The organism is Arthrobacter sp. TJ-240 (assembly GCF_058269195.1).
On record NZ_JBZCNG010000002.1, the window covers coordinates 95,108 to 112,201 of the forward strand.

Annotated in this window: 11 protein-coding genes and 1 pseudogene; 6 read left to right on the forward strand and 6 right to left on the reverse strand. The window is 61.6% G+C overall.

The window, feature by feature from the left end:
• Positions 1-61: 61 nt before the first annotated feature.
• The gene (locus AC4D2C_RS05140) at positions 62-1,048 is read left to right on the forward strand and encodes an alpha/beta hydrolase (protein WP_490913177.1); all 987 of its coding nucleotides are present in this window, start codon (positions 62-64) and stop codon (positions 1,046-1,048) included.
• Between the two features lie 104 nt (positions 1,049-1,152).
• On the opposite strand, the gene AC4D2C_RS05145 is transcribed toward AC4D2C_RS05140, so the two are convergent.
• Positions 1,153-2,655, reverse strand: a complete 1,503-nt coding sequence (locus AC4D2C_RS05145) for a phospholipase D-like domain-containing protein (RefSeq protein ID WP_490913178.1) — start codon at positions 2,653-2,655, stop codon at positions 1,153-1,155.
• 623 nt (positions 2,656-3,278) lie between these two features.
• Between AC4D2C_RS05145 and AC4D2C_RS05150 the strand changes: the two are divergent.
• The 4 genes and pseudogenes from AC4D2C_RS05150 to AC4D2C_RS05165 all read left to right on the forward strand — a co-directional run.
• Positions 3,279-3,602, forward strand: a pseudogene (locus AC4D2C_RS05150) (amino acid permease); the annotation flags it as partial.
• Positions 3,603-3,737: 135 nt separating this feature from the next.
• Complete coding sequence (locus AC4D2C_RS05155) at positions 3,738-5,000, forward strand: arginine deiminase (protein WP_490913180.1); 1,263 nt, start codon at positions 3,738-3,740, stop codon at positions 4,998-5,000.
• A gap of 785 nt (positions 5,001-5,785) precedes the next feature.
• On the forward strand, positions 5,786-6,715 hold the full coding sequence (locus tag AC4D2C_RS05160) for an FUSC family protein (RefSeq protein ID WP_490913181.1): 930 nt from the start codon (positions 5,786-5,788) through the stop codon (positions 6,713-6,715).
• Positions 6,712-8,268 (forward strand): SLC13 family permease, encoded by a 1,557-nt coding sequence (locus AC4D2C_RS05165; protein WP_490913182.1) that lies wholly within the window; start codon positions 6,712-6,714, stop codon positions 8,266-8,268. Before AC4D2C_RS05160 ends, AC4D2C_RS05165 begins: the two co-directional genes overlap by 4 nt.
• A gap of 274 nt (positions 8,269-8,542) precedes the next feature.
• On the opposite strand, the gene AC4D2C_RS05170 is transcribed toward AC4D2C_RS05165, so the two are convergent.
• From AC4D2C_RS05170 to glsA, 4 genes are all read right to left on the reverse strand, one after another.
• The gene (locus tag AC4D2C_RS05170; RefSeq protein ID WP_490913184.1) at positions 8,543-9,214 is read right to left on the reverse strand and encodes a GAP family protein; all 672 of its coding nucleotides are present in this window, start codon (positions 9,212-9,214) and stop codon (positions 8,543-8,545) included.
• A gap of 632 nt (positions 9,215-9,846) precedes the next feature.
• Positions 9,847-11,166 carry an amidohydrolase family protein gene (locus AC4D2C_RS05175; protein WP_490913186.1) on the reverse strand — a complete coding sequence of 440 codons (1,320 nt, stop codon included), beginning with the start codon at positions 11,164-11,166 and terminating at the stop codon, positions 9,847-9,849.
• Positions 11,167-11,282: 116 nt separating this feature from the next.
• Positions 11,283-12,854, reverse strand: coding sequence for an MFS transporter (locus tag AC4D2C_RS05180; RefSeq protein ID WP_490913187.1), 1,572 nt, complete (start codon positions 12,852-12,854; stop codon positions 11,283-11,285).
• A gap of 46 nt (positions 12,855-12,900) precedes the next feature.
• Positions 12,901-13,923, reverse strand: a complete 1,023-nt coding sequence (glsA, locus tag AC4D2C_RS05185) for a glutaminase A (RefSeq protein WP_490913188.1) — start codon at positions 13,921-13,923, stop codon at positions 12,901-12,903.
• A 635-nt stretch (positions 13,924-14,558) separates the two neighbouring features.
• Between glsA and AC4D2C_RS05190 the strand changes: the two genes are divergently transcribed.
• Positions 14,559-15,869, forward strand: a complete 1,311-nt coding sequence (locus AC4D2C_RS05190) for a threonine/serine exporter family protein (protein WP_490913190.1) — start codon at positions 14,559-14,561, stop codon at positions 15,867-15,869.
• A gap of 324 nt (positions 15,870-16,193) precedes the next feature.
• Here the strand turns inward: AC4D2C_RS05190 and AC4D2C_RS05195 are convergent, their stop codons facing one another.
• Positions 16,194-16,907, reverse strand: coding sequence for an AfsR/SARP family transcriptional regulator (locus AC4D2C_RS05195; RefSeq protein WP_490913192.1), 714 nt, complete (start codon positions 16,905-16,907; stop codon positions 16,194-16,196).
• Positions 16,908-17,094 lie beyond the last annotated feature (187 nt).

A 17,094-nucleotide genomic window follows, 5' to 3' on the forward strand; every position in this document is an offset into this window, starting at 1 on the left:
TGGCGCTGTCCGATTCGACGCGCTGTACTTGCAGAGGACGGAATGGGAGTGTGCTTGGCAGATGGGTGAGCAGTGGCTTCCTGATCATCTCGGTCGTGACTTCCAACAGATGACTCTGCCGCTCGGTGACGGCGGACCTGCGACACTGGTGCGCTACAAACCCCTCGATGAGCCGGTTCTCTACGACACAGTGGTTGGCGCAGCCGTCCTATACATTCACGGGTGGTCCGACTATTTTTTCCAGGCGAAGCTCGCCCGCTTCTGGCATCGGCACGGCGCAAATTTCTACGCACTCGACCTGCATTGTTATGGGCGCAGCCTACGACCTGGACAAACGCCGGGATTTGTCACCGATCTCGCGGAGTACGACGCTGACATACGAGCAGCTCTTAATGTGATCGGTATCGATCCGGTCCGCCCGCTGTTCCTCTTCGGGCATTCTACCGGCGGACTTACAGCAAGCTGGTGGGTGCATCGATACCCGGGCATTGCCTCGGGCCTCATTCTCAACAGCCCTTGGCTCGAGTTCCAGGGAACCCGATTGGGACGCCGGGTCATCGCTCCTCTTATACAGTTCGGTGCACGGAACCAACCTCTTGCCCCCCTGCCGACCATGAACCCTGGCATCTATGCCCGTGCAGTATCAGAGAAGTTCGAGGGTGCATGGAGCTACAACTCCACTTGGCGGCCGGAACAGGGGTTCGTAGTCACACCTGCCTTCCTCCACGCGGTGTTCCAAGTGCAGGCGGCAGTCGCCGCTGGGCTGACTATTGACTGTCCAGTACTTGTCATGCTCTCAAGCGACAACTACCTGCACCCACGGTGGTCCGAATCAGCGACGACGGCGGATGTTGCTCTGAACGTAGGGGTCGTCGCTCGCCGTGCCCTTTCGCTGGGAAACGTCGTCGCGGTAGTCCGTATCAGACACGCGATGCATGACATTTTTCTCTCGTCCGATTCAGTGCGAGCTACAGCGTATGCCCAGATTGAACGGTGGCTTCGAGGCTACGGCAAGGAACCCGCTTCGCAAGCGGGTTCCTTGCCGTAGCCTCGCGAGCACGTTCAAGGGCTGCAAGGGTAGGTTTCTTTGGCCTACCCAACTGTTGCGGTTGCAATAGGAACATCCACTGAACCTCGGCCAGAACCGAAGCCCTACTGGAGCGACGAGGTCAATCTAGCGAGGTTGTCCACTGCCTTGAGCCGAGCCGAACGCTGCAACCAGTCCTCGAGTATCAGCTGGTCGCTTTGGCGGCGGTAGCCATCCTCGACTTCATCGAGGCGGGCGACCAGGTTGGGATCCTGCACGAGCACGGAGATCTCCATGTTGAGCGTGAAGGAACGGATGTCCATGTTGCTCGACCCGATCACGGCGACATCGTCGTCGACGCTGAAGTGCTTGCTGTGCAGGACGGCAGGCGCACGGTGAAGCCAGATGCGCACCCCTGCTCTAAGCAGCGCCTCGTAATACGAGCGTTGGGCGTGGTGTACGAGCACCTGATCTCCGATCGCGGAAACGAACAGATCAACGGAAACCCCGCGCACCGCGGCGGTCACGATGGCGAGCAGCAGTGATTCCTCGGGCACGAAGTACGGGCTCGTGATCCGGAGACGGTGACGGGCATTCTGAATAAGGTACACGTACAGCTTCAGGTTGTTCAGGTTCTCGAAGGAGGGCCCGCTGGGCACGACCTGTGCGTCCGTGGTCCAGCCGGGTGAGTCCCGCGGGACGCCATTCTCAGTAGCATCCGTTCCCGATGAAGGATGGTCGGCGGCGTCGCATATTACATCCAAATGCGGCAGGACCTCACCGGTCTCGCTATACCAGTCACTGGCAAAGACTGCGTCGACCTCGGCCACCACCGGCCCTTCGAGCACGATCATCAGTTCCTTCCAGCGGAGGCCGCGAGCTACGTTCTTCTTCTTCAGGTAGGTCGCGGAGATCAGATTCTGTGATCCGGTCATGGCCACGCGCCCGTCGACGACAACAATCTTTCGGTGGTTGCGCATGTCGGGCCTCTGCCACTGATGCTTGAGGGGCTTTAGGGGAAGCATTGCATGCCATTGCGCTCCCATCGACTCCAGCGCCATGCGGGTGGCTCGACGACGGGGCGACAGGAACCCGGACACATGATCGGATAGGACACGCACTAAGATTCCGCGCTCTGTGGCCCGAGCGAGGGCATCGAATACCGGCTGGGTGGAGTCGTCGAGAACGAGAATGTAGAACTGAACATGTACCCGCGTGCGGGCACCGTCGATGAGGGTCACCATTTCCTGAATGGTCCGGTCATAGTCGCCGACCAGACGCGCCCGGTTGCCCGAAGTCATCGGCAGTGCTCCGAGACGCCCGTTGAGCGCCACCGCGGATGCGAGCCAGGGTGGCCATTCATCGCGGTCACCGACAGCGGCAAGGGTCCGTGGACGTTCCATCACCCGCCTATTGAATCGCTCCTGGGCTTCCCTGCGCTCTCGGGGAAGGCGCCCGACTCCTACAAGGAGGAATGCCAGCGCACCGAGGAATGGGATGAAGACGATGGTGAGAACCCAGGCGATTGCTGCAGCGGGTTGGCGGTTCGCCGACACGTATACGGTCGCGACAAAACCCAGGACGACATGAGCGGCCACGACAAACCAGGCGACCACCTCGGATTCCATCACGGCCGGCGTCCTATGGACACGCCCAAAAACACGACCATTGTCACCTGGCTCCCGGTCGACGACGTGGATGCCTCTTCGTGAGCAGTTCCAGCAGCGGCCGCGCGTGGAAGCCTGTGGCCCTGCACGATTTGCGTGCTAGTGGGAGCTGCCACAGGCGCTCGTCGGTCCGTCGTGTAGTTTGGCCGACTATGCCCGCCAGGGCGTCATTTTTCCCGAAGAGCACAGCCGTTCGGATGCCAGGGCTCATCAGTGCGTCACTCATGAGGATCGCGAGCTCGGCAATGGCGTCCGGTCCCTCCTCAGCCAAGATGTGGCTCGCTCCTGTTCGACCGAGAATTCGGGGCCAGTTTCTGTAATCACGGGCCAAACCTCCATGGCGGAGCCTCAAACTGCTGGTCCGGTGCCTCAATGCTACGAGTACTGGTCCGGTGCCGACTGTCGTGTGGATTTGGAAAAAGCCTGGTGCCAACAGCGCCGATCGTCAGCTTCATGCCGTGGGCCTGTTGGGATGGATTGTACGTTCGATAACGTAGCCGTGCACCCTGCCCGTCGGCTCGCGGCTGGGCCTATGATTCGTTGTGCAACGGTCCTGTAACGGCAGTGGCAGCCCCGGGGGCATCATGGCACAGGCAATCGAAAACTCGTCGGACAACGGTACAAAACTCTCGCTACTCACCCTCACTTCTGTGGTCGTGGGGTCGATGATCGGCGCGGGGGTCTTCTCTCTCCCTCGGCGATCCGCGCAAGAGACAGGCGTTGCCGGCGCCCTCATTGCTTGGGCCATCGCAGGCCTCGGCATGCTGACCCTAGCCTTCGTCTTCCAGCGCTTGGCACTTCGGAGACCGCGCCTTGACGCGGGTGTGTTTGCCTACGTAAAGGCTGGGGCCGGGAAGTACGTCGGGTTTCTCTCCGCGGCAGGCTATTGGGCAAGCGCCTGCGTTGGTCTGGCTAAAGGGAGGTGAGCTGTCGCTACTCCTTGTCACGCTAATCGCGGCCCTAACCGGCGTTGCAGGTCTCGTGTCTGGCGCGTTCGTCTTGTAATCAATCATTCGGGTATAACAACCAAGAGGGCAGGAGTCATGCCACCAACTCCCACAACCCCATCAGCTCCGCTTGGCGTGCACTCCGAAGTCGGAAGACTGCGTAAAGTGCTGGTGTGTGCACCAGGGCTGGCACATGAACGCCTCACCCCCACGAACAATGACGAGATGCTCTTCGATGATGTGCTTTGGGTCGAAGCTGCCCAGCGGGACCACCTTGATTTCGTCAATAAGCTCTCGAACAGGGGAGTGGAAGTTGTAGAACTGCATGACCTTCTCGCGCAAACAATGGACATTCCCGAAGCCCGCGCATGGTTACTTGATCGAAAAATTGTTCCGAATAGAGTCGGACTCGGCTTGGTCGCCGGCACTCGGGCTTACCTCGATTCGCTGCCCGGCCGTGTGCTCGCACGCCACCTTATCGGAGGGTTATCGACCCTCGAGTTGCCGGCGGATTATCGTACGGATTATCTTGCTCTAGCGCGCGAGTCTCTCGGTACTCCTGAGTACCTGTTGCCTCCGCTGCCGAACACCCTTTACACCCGCGACACCACCTGCTGGATCTACGGCGGCCTCACGTTGAATCCCCTTTTCTGGCCCGCAAGGCACGACGAAACCCTGCTCATGCAAGTGATCTACACCTTCCACCCCGATTACATGCAAGCCACTATCTGGTGGGGGGATGCCGAACTCGATTGGGGGCAATCCTTCCTTGAAGGCGGCGACGTCATGCCGGTCGGAAACAACACCGTGCTAGTGGGGATGAGTGAGCGCACGTCACGGCAAGCCATCACGCAGCTCGCACAGAATTTGTTCGCCGCCGGAGCAGCGGAACGCGTCGTCGTGGCCGGCATGCCCAAGCTGCGAGCTGCGATGCACTTGGATACCGTGTTCACTTTCGCTGACCGCGACCTCGCTACCATTCACCCGGCGATAGTCGACGGCATCCACGGGTTCACCTTGCGCCCTTCGGACACTGAGCCGGGAGTGGAAATCAGCGACGAGAAGGACCGGCGTTTCGTGGACGTTGTGGCGGATTCGCTGAACCTGAGGGAGCTGCGCATCGTCGAGACGGCCGGCGACGCCTACGCTTCCGAGCGACAACAGTGGGACAGCGGAAACAACGCCGTTGCTCTTGAACCCGGGGTTGTCTTTACCTACGACCGCAACACCCAAACCAACGCCTCGTTGCGCAAGGCAGGTATAGAGGTCATCACTATCGTCGGGTCTGAGCTAGGCAGGGGCCGCGGTGGCGGGCACTGCATGACCTGTCCCATCATTAGAGACTCCGCCGATCGGTGACATGCGATGGATCCCGACACCACTGAACTCGTTGAGGGTATCTGAGAGCGCTACCGTGACTTCACGAATTCTGTGGTCATGACAGGAACCCCTTGTGGGAGGCCATCGCTCTGGCTGTTGCGGACATCAACCTCCTGTCGAAGCCAGCCAGAGCAATGATCAATAAGGCATGGAAGAGTGAGGGGGCAGAGCCAGTTCTACATCGGCCCGACAACACAGGTGCCGGCAAGCGGACGATCGGCCTGAACCCCGCTTTGGTTGATCTTCTAATTTCCTTGGTGGCTCGACGAATAAGCAATGAGCTGCTTATTACGACGCACAAGGGGGGAGGATCGTCGACAAGCTGTACTGTCACCATCACTGGATGCCCGGTGAAGGCCGACCGGGCTCGGCTTACGGAAGATCCCGCGCATTCATGCCCTCCGCCATACGCATACCTCCTGGTTGATTCAGGACGGCCTGCCGATCTTCACTATTTCCCCAGCCCCGGCCACGCGTCCACCCGGACGACTGAGCAGGTCTATGGGCACCTCATGCCCGAAGCGCTGCAGGCTGGGGCGGATGCTACAGCGCCTTCGGGGTCGGCGTTCATGCGCGAAGCCGTAGGGAAATGGCCTCCTCAGGAAAGGAGGCAATTGCGGGCTCCTGGTCCAATCAGCCGGGTGCTCGTTGGTCTGCCGACGGGGGCCGTGGAAGAAGGATGGGAGTTCCGCAAGATCTCACTCAGCGTGGCTCGCAGGGGTCGAAGCTGTCACCACCGCATCGGTTATGCGACTCTAGAAGGCGTGGAGCTCACGGCCAAACAGCTTATGTCGGCTGGGGTGCTGGTCCTGACCGGGATGATTCCGGTCGCTCTCGCGCTTTGGCTTAGCGGACCGGTGCTCGCTCAGGCGGTGTACGTCGGACTAGTTCTGATGAGTTCCGGCGTGCGGGCGCACACTGTGCGCGACCAGGTCCTGGACGGACTGTGGATCGCGCTCTTCTCGGTGATGGGCGCGGTGGTGGGACCGAACCCGCCCCTGCTCGTGAGCGCGATCCTGATCGCCGCTGCTGGACAGGCGTATTTCACCTGTCGCAGCAGCGCGACCGCCGCCGTGGCGCCGGCAATCGTTCTGTACTATGCGCTATTCATTCCGGCTGGTAGCGGCCTTCCCGTCGCTGCGGGAAGCCTGATAGGGGTCGCGTTCATGATCATCACCGCGTACCTGGCCGGCGTCCGACCCGATCCGACCCCGCTGCCGACAACCCAGGCGGTCCTGCACGCAGGCGTGCTGGCTGTTGGATGTGCGGCGTTGTTCCTGCTCGGAGAAGCCGTGGGATTCGGCCGCACGAACTGGGCGCTGCTGGTCTTCTGCCTGGTCCTTCTTCCCGCCGGGACGACCTTGCGCGGCTCGCTGGAGTACCTGACCGGGGCGCTGCTCGGTGCCGCTGTCGCAATAGCTGTTGGGATAACCGCACCGGTGTGGCTCAAGATAGTGGGGCTCGTGTGCCTCGCGGTGCTTACCGTCGCTTACCAGCTCGCAGGCAATCAGCTTTGGGGTGTCACGGCGCTGACCGCCACCGTGATACTGCTCTCGTCGTTTGGAGACGCACGGACGACGCTTGAAGTGGGCCTACAGCGCGGGTCGATGGCACTCGTCGGCGTCGCCGCGGCCGTGCTCGCCAATTTCGGCCTCCAATGGTGGGAGAAACAAGTTGCGAAGGAACAAGCATGAGCCCTATAGCGGTCACCTTTGTCGTTCTGATTGCGGCTGTCGTCCTATTCGTGAGCAATCGTGTACCGCCAGGCATCGTCGCGATCGGCGTGACTGTCGCGCTCTTCCTGGCCGGAGTCGTCGGCCTGGATGAGGCGCTGGCCGGATTCGGCGATCCGATCGTGGTGTATCTTGCCGCGCTGTTCGTCGTCAGCGAGGCGCTCGACGCCACCGGGGTGACGGCATGGGCCGGCCAGCAACTGACCAAGCGTGTCGGCGAGAAGCGGTCTGCCGTCCTCATCGCGATGATGCTGCTCAGCGCGGGTCTGACGGCGCTGATCTCGGTGAACGGAGCCGTCGCGGCTCTGCTTCCCGTGGCCGTGATGCTCGCGACCCGTATCAAGCAACCACCGTCGCAGATGCTGATCCCGCTCGCGTTTGCCGCGCATGCCGGATCGATGCTGACCCTGCTGGGCACGCCCATCAATGTCCTCATCTCTGACCTTTCCGTGGAGGCCGGCGGCCGCGCGTTCGGCTTCTTCGAGTTCGCGCTCGTCGGTATCCCGCTGTTGACGGGGACAATTCTCATCTGTCTCTTACTCGGTCCGTCGCTGCTACCCAAGCGCACGCCCGAAAATGCGCCGCGCGATTTCAGCAGATACGCCGAGACCTTGGCAAGAGAGTACGCTTTGGCACCGGACACCGCGGCTATCGGCTACGAGCGGGGTTTGACAGAGGTCGTGGTACCGCCGCGGTCGTCATTCATCGGCGATCCGGTGTATCCGGGCATGCTCACGGAGTCTGGCGACCTCGTTGTCGTCTCGGTGACACGGTCGGGTGAGGCGCTGGAGCACGCCGACCTGCAGGCTGGCGACATCGTTCTGCTGCGCGGAGAGTGGGATGCGCTCAGCCGGCGCGTCGCGCATCCCGACCTCATGTCTGTGGACGCCCCGGAACGTGTAAGGCGGCAGGCGGTCGAACTCGGCGCGCGCTCCTACGCGGCGATCGCCGTGCTTGTCGCAATGTGCGTGCTTCTGGCGGTGAACGTCGTTCCGGCGGCCATTGTCGTCATGATAGCGGCGGGGATCCTCGTGGCGACCGGGGTAATCTCGGTGCGGCAGGCGCAGCGCTCGATCTCGCTGACCACGCTCATCGTAGTGGCGGGGATGATCCCGCTGTCGACGGCGATCCAGACCAGCGGTGCTGCGGCGCTGATCTCAACGACTCTGGTCTCCTGGCTCGGGGGTTCTTCGCCCTTGCTCCTGCAGTTGGGCATCGTCGTCGTCGTTCTGGTGCTCGGTCAGTTCATCAGCAATCTCGCGACAGTGCTCATCGTCGCGCCGATCGCGATGTCCGTCGCCGAGACTGCTCAGTTATCTCCCATGCCGATGCTTATGGGTCTGACGATCGCCGGGGCCGCTTCGTTCCTCACTCCGGTCGCGACTCCGGCCAACCTCATGGTGCAGGAGCCCGGCGGTTATCGATTTGGCGATTATTGGAAGCTCGGCCTGCTGCTGCTCGTGATGTTCGGTGCTGTCGCGACCTTGCTAGTGCCCCTGATTTGGCCGTTTTAAGTCGCCGAACGATTCGTCGGATGATGGCCTGGCTGTCGTTCGGTTGTCCTGTGGTTGACGGAACCGTTCTATCCGTTTCTTCCAGCGATGGAACCGCGCGACAGTCAACCTAGGGATACGGCTAACACGCCCGGACTTGATCGCACCGGCGCAGCGTCGTATCAACGGGAGTCGAGCATCGACTGGAGTGCGGTGACGCGGTTCGCGGGTCCTCGATGTGCACGATGACCAACGCACCGCCCGTGTTGGCCTTGATTCCTATCCGTCGTCCCCGTCAGTCGAGGATGCCGAGTCCTTGTCCAAGGAAGAGTGCGCCGAGAATTACCAGAATCGTGATAGTAATCCCCGTCATGTTCCGTTCGATCCATATCCGTGACTGTTCCAAAGCCGGCGTGAGCCGGACCCCGGCGAACACTACTGCGAGCAAGGGGATCAAGACTCCGAGCGAGGAGATCAGCGCGAAAGCGATCACTGCCGTCACCGCGCCGGCGCTGGTGAGGTCGGCCTCACCGAGGCTTGCGCCGGCGGCGAGGGCAAGGGGGATGTTTTTGATGACGATGATCCCCTGTGCAAGGCCGATACCCAGTGCGCCGAGGATGCTCAGTGAGTCGAGCCGGTCGAGCAGCTTGGGCTTTTGCGGTCCGCCACCACGGGGGCGCTTTCTCCAGGCCACGATCGCGAGGACAAAGAAGAGTGCACCGAACGCCAGTTGAAGGATATCGACACCTGCCTCGGTCCCTTCCTCGTCGACATGTTCGGCGGTGTCCACGAGCCAATACGCGATGGCAGTGAGGACGGCGATCCCGATGAACCATCCCAGCCCGAAAAGCGCAGTCTTGGCCTTGCCTTGCCTGCCGAGCAGGAGGACGATCCCTGTCACGATCGCGAACGGGCTCAACGTCAGCCCCATGGCGAGGGGCAGCGTGTCTCCGATGGCACTCCACATACGATCCTCCTTGCACTGCGGGTCCCAAGGAGATCCGCCGGTGCGCCCATCATGGCGGATTCACCGCCGGCGAAGACCCAACTTCCAGTAGTTCTCTTCCTTTACGCATCGTCTCACCATGGCCGTCTTCGTTCGAGGCGTCTTTCGTCTCCCTGTCCTGAAGTCCTGATCGGTTCGTGGTGACCCGGATACCTTGTCCGTGTAATGTGCTCGGCCTAGATGCCCGCGGCGTTAAGGTGCGCATTTGGCGGGCGGGTCCTCCTTCGTCGTCGAGACCCTCGCCTACCCGATTTTCACGACTGAACCGTACCAAAATCTTCCTCCGTAGGAGGAATTTGTTGCAGGAGTTGTGGGACTACATACGGGACGGTCATGTGTCGAGGTTTTTCGCGAATCAGGATGAATAAGGGAATGCCCCATCCCTGGTGTCCCACTTCTGAGGAAGTAGGTCACTCTCTCCGTGATCCCCCGCCCCTACTTCCCGTACGTCCAGGGCAAGCGCTGTCGAAACCTGAGTGGCCTGCTCGCCGGAGGAAAAGAAGAACATGCGCTTCTGCAGAGACCCGGGTAGGTATACCCGAACCTCGTGTGTAGGTGTTCTGGCCATAGATACCTACTCTTTGGCTTTAGGATTAGATGGAATCAAGGTGTGCGTCGATGTCCTCGTACCGCTCTATATTCAGGCCCTCTACCATTGCTCCCGCTGCAATCACTGCCCGCGGGCGCGATAGGGACCGGATGTCCTCCATAGGGTTTCCATCGACCAGGAGCAGATCAGCGGCCTTGCCCTCTTCGATGCTCCCGATAGTGGAATCCAATCCAAGTAGGCGCGCATTGGACTGGGTGGCTGCGTGCAGAGCATGGGCAGGCGTCAGGCCGCCATGGCGGATGACGTAGTCAATCTCGCGCCAGGTGTTGTAGTGAGTGACGAAGGTCAGGGCAGAATCAGTTCCCATTCCAAGAGTGATTTCATTCTCCACTGCAGACTGGATGCCCTGCAGCATTTCGTCCAGAACCATTCGGGCGTTGATCTGGTTCACTTCACTGACGCCTGTGACTGAGGGATCAAGTTTGACGATTGGCAGACACGCTTGCAGGGTGGGGATCAGAGCTGAGCTGCCGTGCAGTGACCGGGGGTTGTCCTTGAAGAGTTCTATGATTTCCGCTGTCATGCTCGCACCGTGTTCGATGGTGTCGACGCCTGCACGCAATGCAGCCCTTATACCTTCGGGACTCTGTGCGTGTGCGGCCACGAGCACCCCAGCGTTGTGGGCCTCGTCGCAGATGGCTAGCATCTCTTCCTCCGTCATTTGAGGGCGCCCTGCTTCGCCTACGACTTTCGCGTCGGTCACGCCGCCTGTTGCTGAGATTTTGATGGCTTTTACACCGTTGCGTAGATTGATCCGCACGTTCTTCCTGGCTTCCCAAGGGTTGTCGCTGATCAGGGCGATGCCTGGTGCCCCGTGGCCGCCGCTTACTGCCATGAGTGGACCGGATGCGAGAATTCGGGGGCCCAGGTATTTGCCGCGTTCGATCTCGTCGCCAACAGAAACAGCTTCATACCCGGGATCGCCGAGGCTGCGGATGGTGGTTACACCGCTTGCCAGCTGAGTGAGCACGTTGGTCTTGGTGCGGCGCTTGAGCCACCGCTTGCCTACGAAGCTGTGCATGAAGATGGCAACCATCTTTTCCGCCGACTCGCTCAGCAGAATTGGTGGCAGAGGCTTCCCGTCAGAGAATAGGTGGGCGTGGGCGTTGATGAGGCCCGGGAGGAGGAACTTATCCCGTCCTTCGAGGACCTTGTACCCGTCGGGCACGGTTATTTCCTGGGAAGGGCCCACTCGTCCGATCTTGCCGGTGCTCTCGACCAGCACAGTCTGGTCGTGCATCAGAGTTCCGGAACGGTCGCCGGTGATCACAGTAACGTTCGTCAGGGCAAGCGGACTATTCATTGCATCTCCTTGTTGGTGTAAGGGTGTAGTAGTAGTGAAGCTTTCGAATGGCTCCCAGTCCGAATGGCGACCGTCGTTGGGTGTCGGGGAGTGAAGGCACGCTGAGGCAGTCAGCATCACTTGGCAACTGTGGGGTCGGGGATTTCGTGTGGCCGATACCGGGGCAGCTTGCTGGCCGGAAGGATGGCGACGGCGCTCGCGGCCGCCAAGATCAGCAAGCCGGTTTTGAGCGCCCTCAGCCTGGCGTCGGTGTTGATGGCGACGGCGGTCTGCACCTGCGCTTCGGTGGCGCCGGTGTTGTTGAGGACCTCCCTGAGGTCGTCGTTGCTGACGAAGTTGACGTTGTCCAGATTGACCTGTTGCGTGAGCGACCCAGGCAGTTCCACGTTGTTCAGAACTGCCTGGCCAACGTTGAGGCTCAGGATGGTCACGAGCAGCGCGCCTGCCAACGCCGTACCAACAGCCGAGGCAAGGTTCTGGGTGGTGCCGCGGATCGAGCCGACGTCGCCCGCAAGTTCTTTGGGCGCCGCGGTCACGAGGACGTTGAAGACCAAGGTCACCAGGGCTCCCTGTCCAACGCCGAAGACGAACAGTCCCAGAATGGTTGGCAGAGTCTCCCAGTTGTTGGTGACCACCAAGGCCAGCCACGCCAAGGCGGCCGTGGTAAGGACGAACGAGAAAACGGCGATGGTCCGCGGGCTGTACCGCTTGTAGAACCGGACAACGAGGGTGGCTGTGATGAAGACTGTCAGATTGAAAGGCATCATGGCCAGGGAAGTGTCGAACGGGGTGCGGCCCTGGACGATCTGGATATACAGGGGCACGGTGAAGTTCAGAGCAGCCTCGAGGGAGACCACGACGAACATGGCATAGACCGCGGCCCGTTCACGGGATGACCCCAGCACTGCCAGGCTCACCAGCGGCACTTTCCCGTCCTTGGTCCGGCGTTGGGTCCACACGAAGAATGCCTGGCCCAGGATGACGCCGACCAGGATCAGCAGAGGTGCCGGCGATACTCCGAGGAAATCGAAAGGCGCGCCTTCCGCTGCCGCGAGCGGCCCCCACGCGTTGAGGTTGTTGAAGCCGAGGGTGAGCAGGACGATACCGCCACCTATGAGGGCAGCAGCGACGACGTCGATCTTCACATCAGGGCTGCCGCGGTCAGAGCGAAGCTTGAAACTGAATCCGAACACCGCCACAGCAAGCGCCAGCACAATACCGAACACGGGCCGCCAGCCCACCAGAGTTCCCAGCGTGCCACCGATGAGGAAGGCGCTGACACCCGAGATGGCCCGGGCTGAACCGAGTGAACCGATGGCAGTGGCCTGCTGGGAACCGTGGTAGTTCTCGGCGATCAGGGCCACCAACGACGGAACGATAATGGCCGCGGAAGCGCCGGCAAAGGCTTGGGCGGCGATCGCCCAACCAACGGTGGGCGCGAATATCATCATCAATGCCGAAGCGGCGAAAAGCGCAACCGCGGCCCGGAAGATGACCACCCACCCGATGCGTTGCCCGAGCTTGGCGCCCACCATGACCAAGGCTGCCACCACCAGGCCGTATGTGACGATGACGGTACTGACAGTGGTTGGCGGAACACTGAAGTCCTGGACCATGCCGCCCAGCGAGACCGGTAGCGCGGCCACATTGAAGGACATGAGGACCTGGGCGAGGAACAGCCCGATCATGGGTACCCAGGACGCCTTTTGATCCGTGCTGGAGGAGGGCTCCGTACTAGTGGACATCCGTGGGCCTTCCGCTCGGTGCATACGCCTGGGAGGCGAAAATGTTCAGGCCCAGGACCCGGGATAGATAGGCCGTGGCTTGCTGGCCGCGGACGCTGTTGCCCGCAGGATCAAGCCGGGGTGAGAAGGCACCGATTCCAGCCTTGCCGGGTGACACCGTGAGCAATCCGCCGGACACTCCGGACTTACCCGGGAGCCCGATCTCGAACAGCCACTCGCCCGACCTCTCGTACAGCCCGTTGGCCGCAAGAATCGCAAGGGTGTCTCGGCATACTTCCGCTGAGACCACCCGCTTCCCAGTCACCGTATTGACCCCGCCATCGGCAAGAGTTGCGGCCATGATGGCGAGGTCTCGGGTGCTGACCCTCAGTGAGCATTGCTTGGTGTAGACGTCTACGACTTCGAGCGGATCGCGATCAATTCTGCCGTAGCTTTCCAGGAGCCGGGCAATGGCACGGTTGCGGGTATTGGTAGCAGCCTCGGACCGGTAGACCTCCTCATCCAGCGCCAATTCGCGGCCCGCGAAGGCGGACAGTCCCGAGTGGATGGCGGCCCACTGCTCATCAGGCGTCGTGCCGGGCATGAGGGCAGTAGTGGCCAGCGCTCCGGCGTTGACCATGGGGTTCATGGGGTGGCCGTCGTTGAGTTCGATCGCAATCACCGAGTTGAAGGCCAAGCCGGTGTTGTTCACCCCCACAAGATCAGCCACGGCAGCATGCCCGAGTTCCTCGCAGACGAAAGCATAGACGAAGGCCTTGGAGATGGACTGGATGGAGAATTCCACGTCGACATCGCCGGCCGCATGCACTCCGCCGTCCACTTCCGCCACGCAGACGCCGAAGAGTTCCGGTTCAGCGTGCGCAAGAACCGGAATGTAATCTGCCACGACGCCGTCCTTGCACGTACGGTTCCGCTCATGGGACTCAACTACCAGCGAATCAACCTGCTCCCAGCCGGGCAATGTCCCCGTAGAAACGGACTGTTCGACACCCTCAACGTTCGAATCCAACACGACCTCCCCTTAGCTGGTTCGATTGCCCCGGCGGAACTTCGGCTAGCGGCTTCCTTGCAGCTTCCCGCTCTGCCTTCCGTCCTGGATGTATACGGCCAGCTGGCCGTCCTCCTGAATTTTCGCGGTGCGGGATCCCGAGAGCCAGGTGGCCATGCCCTGACGAGCTGTCCGTATGGAGGCAAGACCAGTGAAGTGCACGGTTCGACCCTGTTCAGCAACCGATCCCGAGGACCAGTTACAAGCGTATGTGCTCACCGCGCTGCCATCAGGTTTCGGTTCGGGGGACGGTTCTACGGTGTCCTTGGTTTCGCGCCAGTTGCCCACGAACGACGCTGTGTCATCTTCTTCGCAGCCCGCCAGACGGACGGAAGTCGCACGTGACAGGGAACCGGTGGGGACCATGCTGGTCCGAAACTGAACCATGCGGACATTGTAGACGGTAGTATGGGCCAGTTTCCTAGGTTCCTCGCCGTCCCCCCACGGCCGCTCCGCCGAGATGCCAGCAGGAACTCGAGGCTCGAATTGGAGAGGTGCCATGCATCAGAGCCATAGACAAGAGTTCGTGAGACGGTCACTGTGTCGTCGGTCGCGGAGGACGAGAATCGCAACCCTTCAAGCGTTCAGGCGGAGGAACAATGTCCCCTGAAACCTCCCCGACCTCCGCACCCTCCGATGAGAGCCGGCTCGTCGATCTCGGGGTGCTGCTCGTGAATGCTGGACTTTCCGTGACGGATGTGCGTACGGCTCTAATGTCGGTGCGGGCCACGAACAGCGCTTTTGCCCCGATGTCGTTCGCCGTGCTGCCGTCCGCCGTTTTCGTCAGTCGAGCTGATCGTGGAGGGTCAGTGGTCATGGGCAATGTTGCGCCCGACCAACTCTCTGTCCGTCAGTCCGCGCAAGCGAGCCGGCTTGTGCAGGATTTGGTCGTTCGAAACATTCCCCTCGAATCGACTGATGCCCATATCCGCTCGATCCGGAAGCTGCAATTCCCCCATCGCGAAATCGCGTGGGCCATGGGGAGTGCTCTGGTATCGACCGGGCTTGCCGTGCTCTTTCGCTGCCCTTGGTGGGCGATCGTTGTCGCGGCTGTGGTCGGTTGTGTGGTGGGTGCTCTCACGACCGTGTGGAACCGGCTCGGCCCGGCCTCCGCCATCGTGCCGTTCCTTTCGACCTTCGTGTCTACCCTGCTTGTGGGCACGATCGGCGGGTGGCTGGACACAGGGCCTGTCCCATTGTTCGCTGTATGCGCTCCGATCGCGATCCTCGTGCCCGGTGCCCTCATCACGAACGCCCTGCTCGAGCTCACTGCGGCTGATATCGTGACCGGTTCAGCGCGTCTGGCCTACGGGTTGATCATGCTCGGGTTCATGAGCGTCGGCATCCTCGCCGGCGGCTCGCTGACCGGGCTTCGTGTCGACTCCGGGTCGGCTGCGCTCGTCGGGGAAGCGACCGCGCTGAGGGGCGTCAATGAGGGTTGGGATGCGCTGCCGCCCCTCTGGTTGTCATGGCTGGGAGTGGTCGCGTTGGCTCTCGGGGTCGGTATCGCTTTCGGTGCCGGTTGGCGTCTCACCGCGGGCAATGTCGCGGTGATGCTCGCCACCTATACCGTCCTAGCGCTGCTGACTCCCGTCGTTGGGTCCCCGGTTGCTACAGGAATCACCGCAGCCGCCCTGTTCGTTGCGGCGCGGCTGCTCGAGCGGATGACGTTCGCAGTGCCCGCCACGATCACTTTCCAGCCTGCGTTCCTGCTCCTCGTGCCTGGCACCATCGGATTGGTCGCTCTTGCGACCTTCGACGCGGAGTCACTTACCTCAGCATCGATCGTCTTCGTCAGTCTCTGCATCGGCACGAAACTCGGCTCGGTCTTGGCCGACACATCATGGCCGGTTCTGTTCCGCCGCACCGTCGCAGACCCCGGCCACGGCGATGGGGACCACCTCGCCTGAGCGTCCCTCGACAGCGAGGTGTCGTGACTACATCTGCTCCCGATGTTCGAAGGCGATTGCGGGAACCTGGCAGACCACAGGTCGGGGGAGCGCGGCGATCTGAAACGTGATCATGATCCTAGGGAGACAGGGCAGGAATCTTCACGCCGGCGGCTGCATGCCGTATCCAGCAAAGTTCGGTGCTGGGCGTCCGGACTGCTCCTCCCGACGGAATTTTGGTCTGCACCGTGCCAGGGATTCCTGAATCAGCTCCCGGCCGGTAAACGCCGCCGTGTCCTCCGAGCCGATCCCGCCGGGTTCGAAGCAGTGTGCGTCGGCGGCTTCCTAGGCGGTCCGGAGATTGGTGATGAGGCACCGCATCTCCTCAGAAGGCATAAGGCCCGTGTCCTTCCTGAGCCTTGATTCGTATTCCCCGAACGCACGGAGAGCGGCAGCATTGTTGCCCTGCCGGCGCTCGGTCTGGATGAGGAGCCTCACGGCCGTTTCGTACAGAGGATCCAGTTCCACGGCGGCTTCGGAAGCCTGTAGGGCACTCCGGAGATCGTCCCGCGCCAACGACTCGCGGGCGATCAGGTGAAATGCCTGCAGCCGGTCCCTGCGCAACCTGGCCTGTTCGAACAGCACCCAGTCGTCGTACCAGCCTGGGAGCAGGTCGGCGTCCCGCAAGTCCTGCAAGGGCGAGGAGCCCTTTTCGCCGGTTGTTGCTCGGCCGAGATCGCGGATCCGGGCTCTGACCCTATGAAGGTCGACGTCCACGAGTTCGCTGAGCGAGAGAACGGGGCCGCCATTGACCAACAGGCCGGGGGCCTGCCGCGAGAGGATGTGCACGCTGACGCGAAGGCTTTCGAGGGCCTTGGACTCACGGCATTCGGGCCATAACAAACCGACCAGATAACCCCGTGGGCAGGGACCGTTGAGGGCCAGTGCTGCCACGAGTCTTTGTTGGCGGCCCGCGACGGGCACGACATCGGAACCCCGACGTAGCTGCCACGACTTCAGAAGGGTCAGTTCGAAGTAGCCACGGTCATCCTTGCCCATGGGTACCCCCCAATCCAGCATGTGCCTGAAGAGTTGGGACAGATCTTGCAACGACTCTCCGCACCTACCGGTGCGCTGTCAAGGCTCCGATCGTGTAATTGGTCCGGACAGTCGTCCTACAGGGTTGCTGGACCCTGCTTGCTTCCACTCCCGCCGAGGGGCATGCATTGTGGGGAAGGACGGTAGG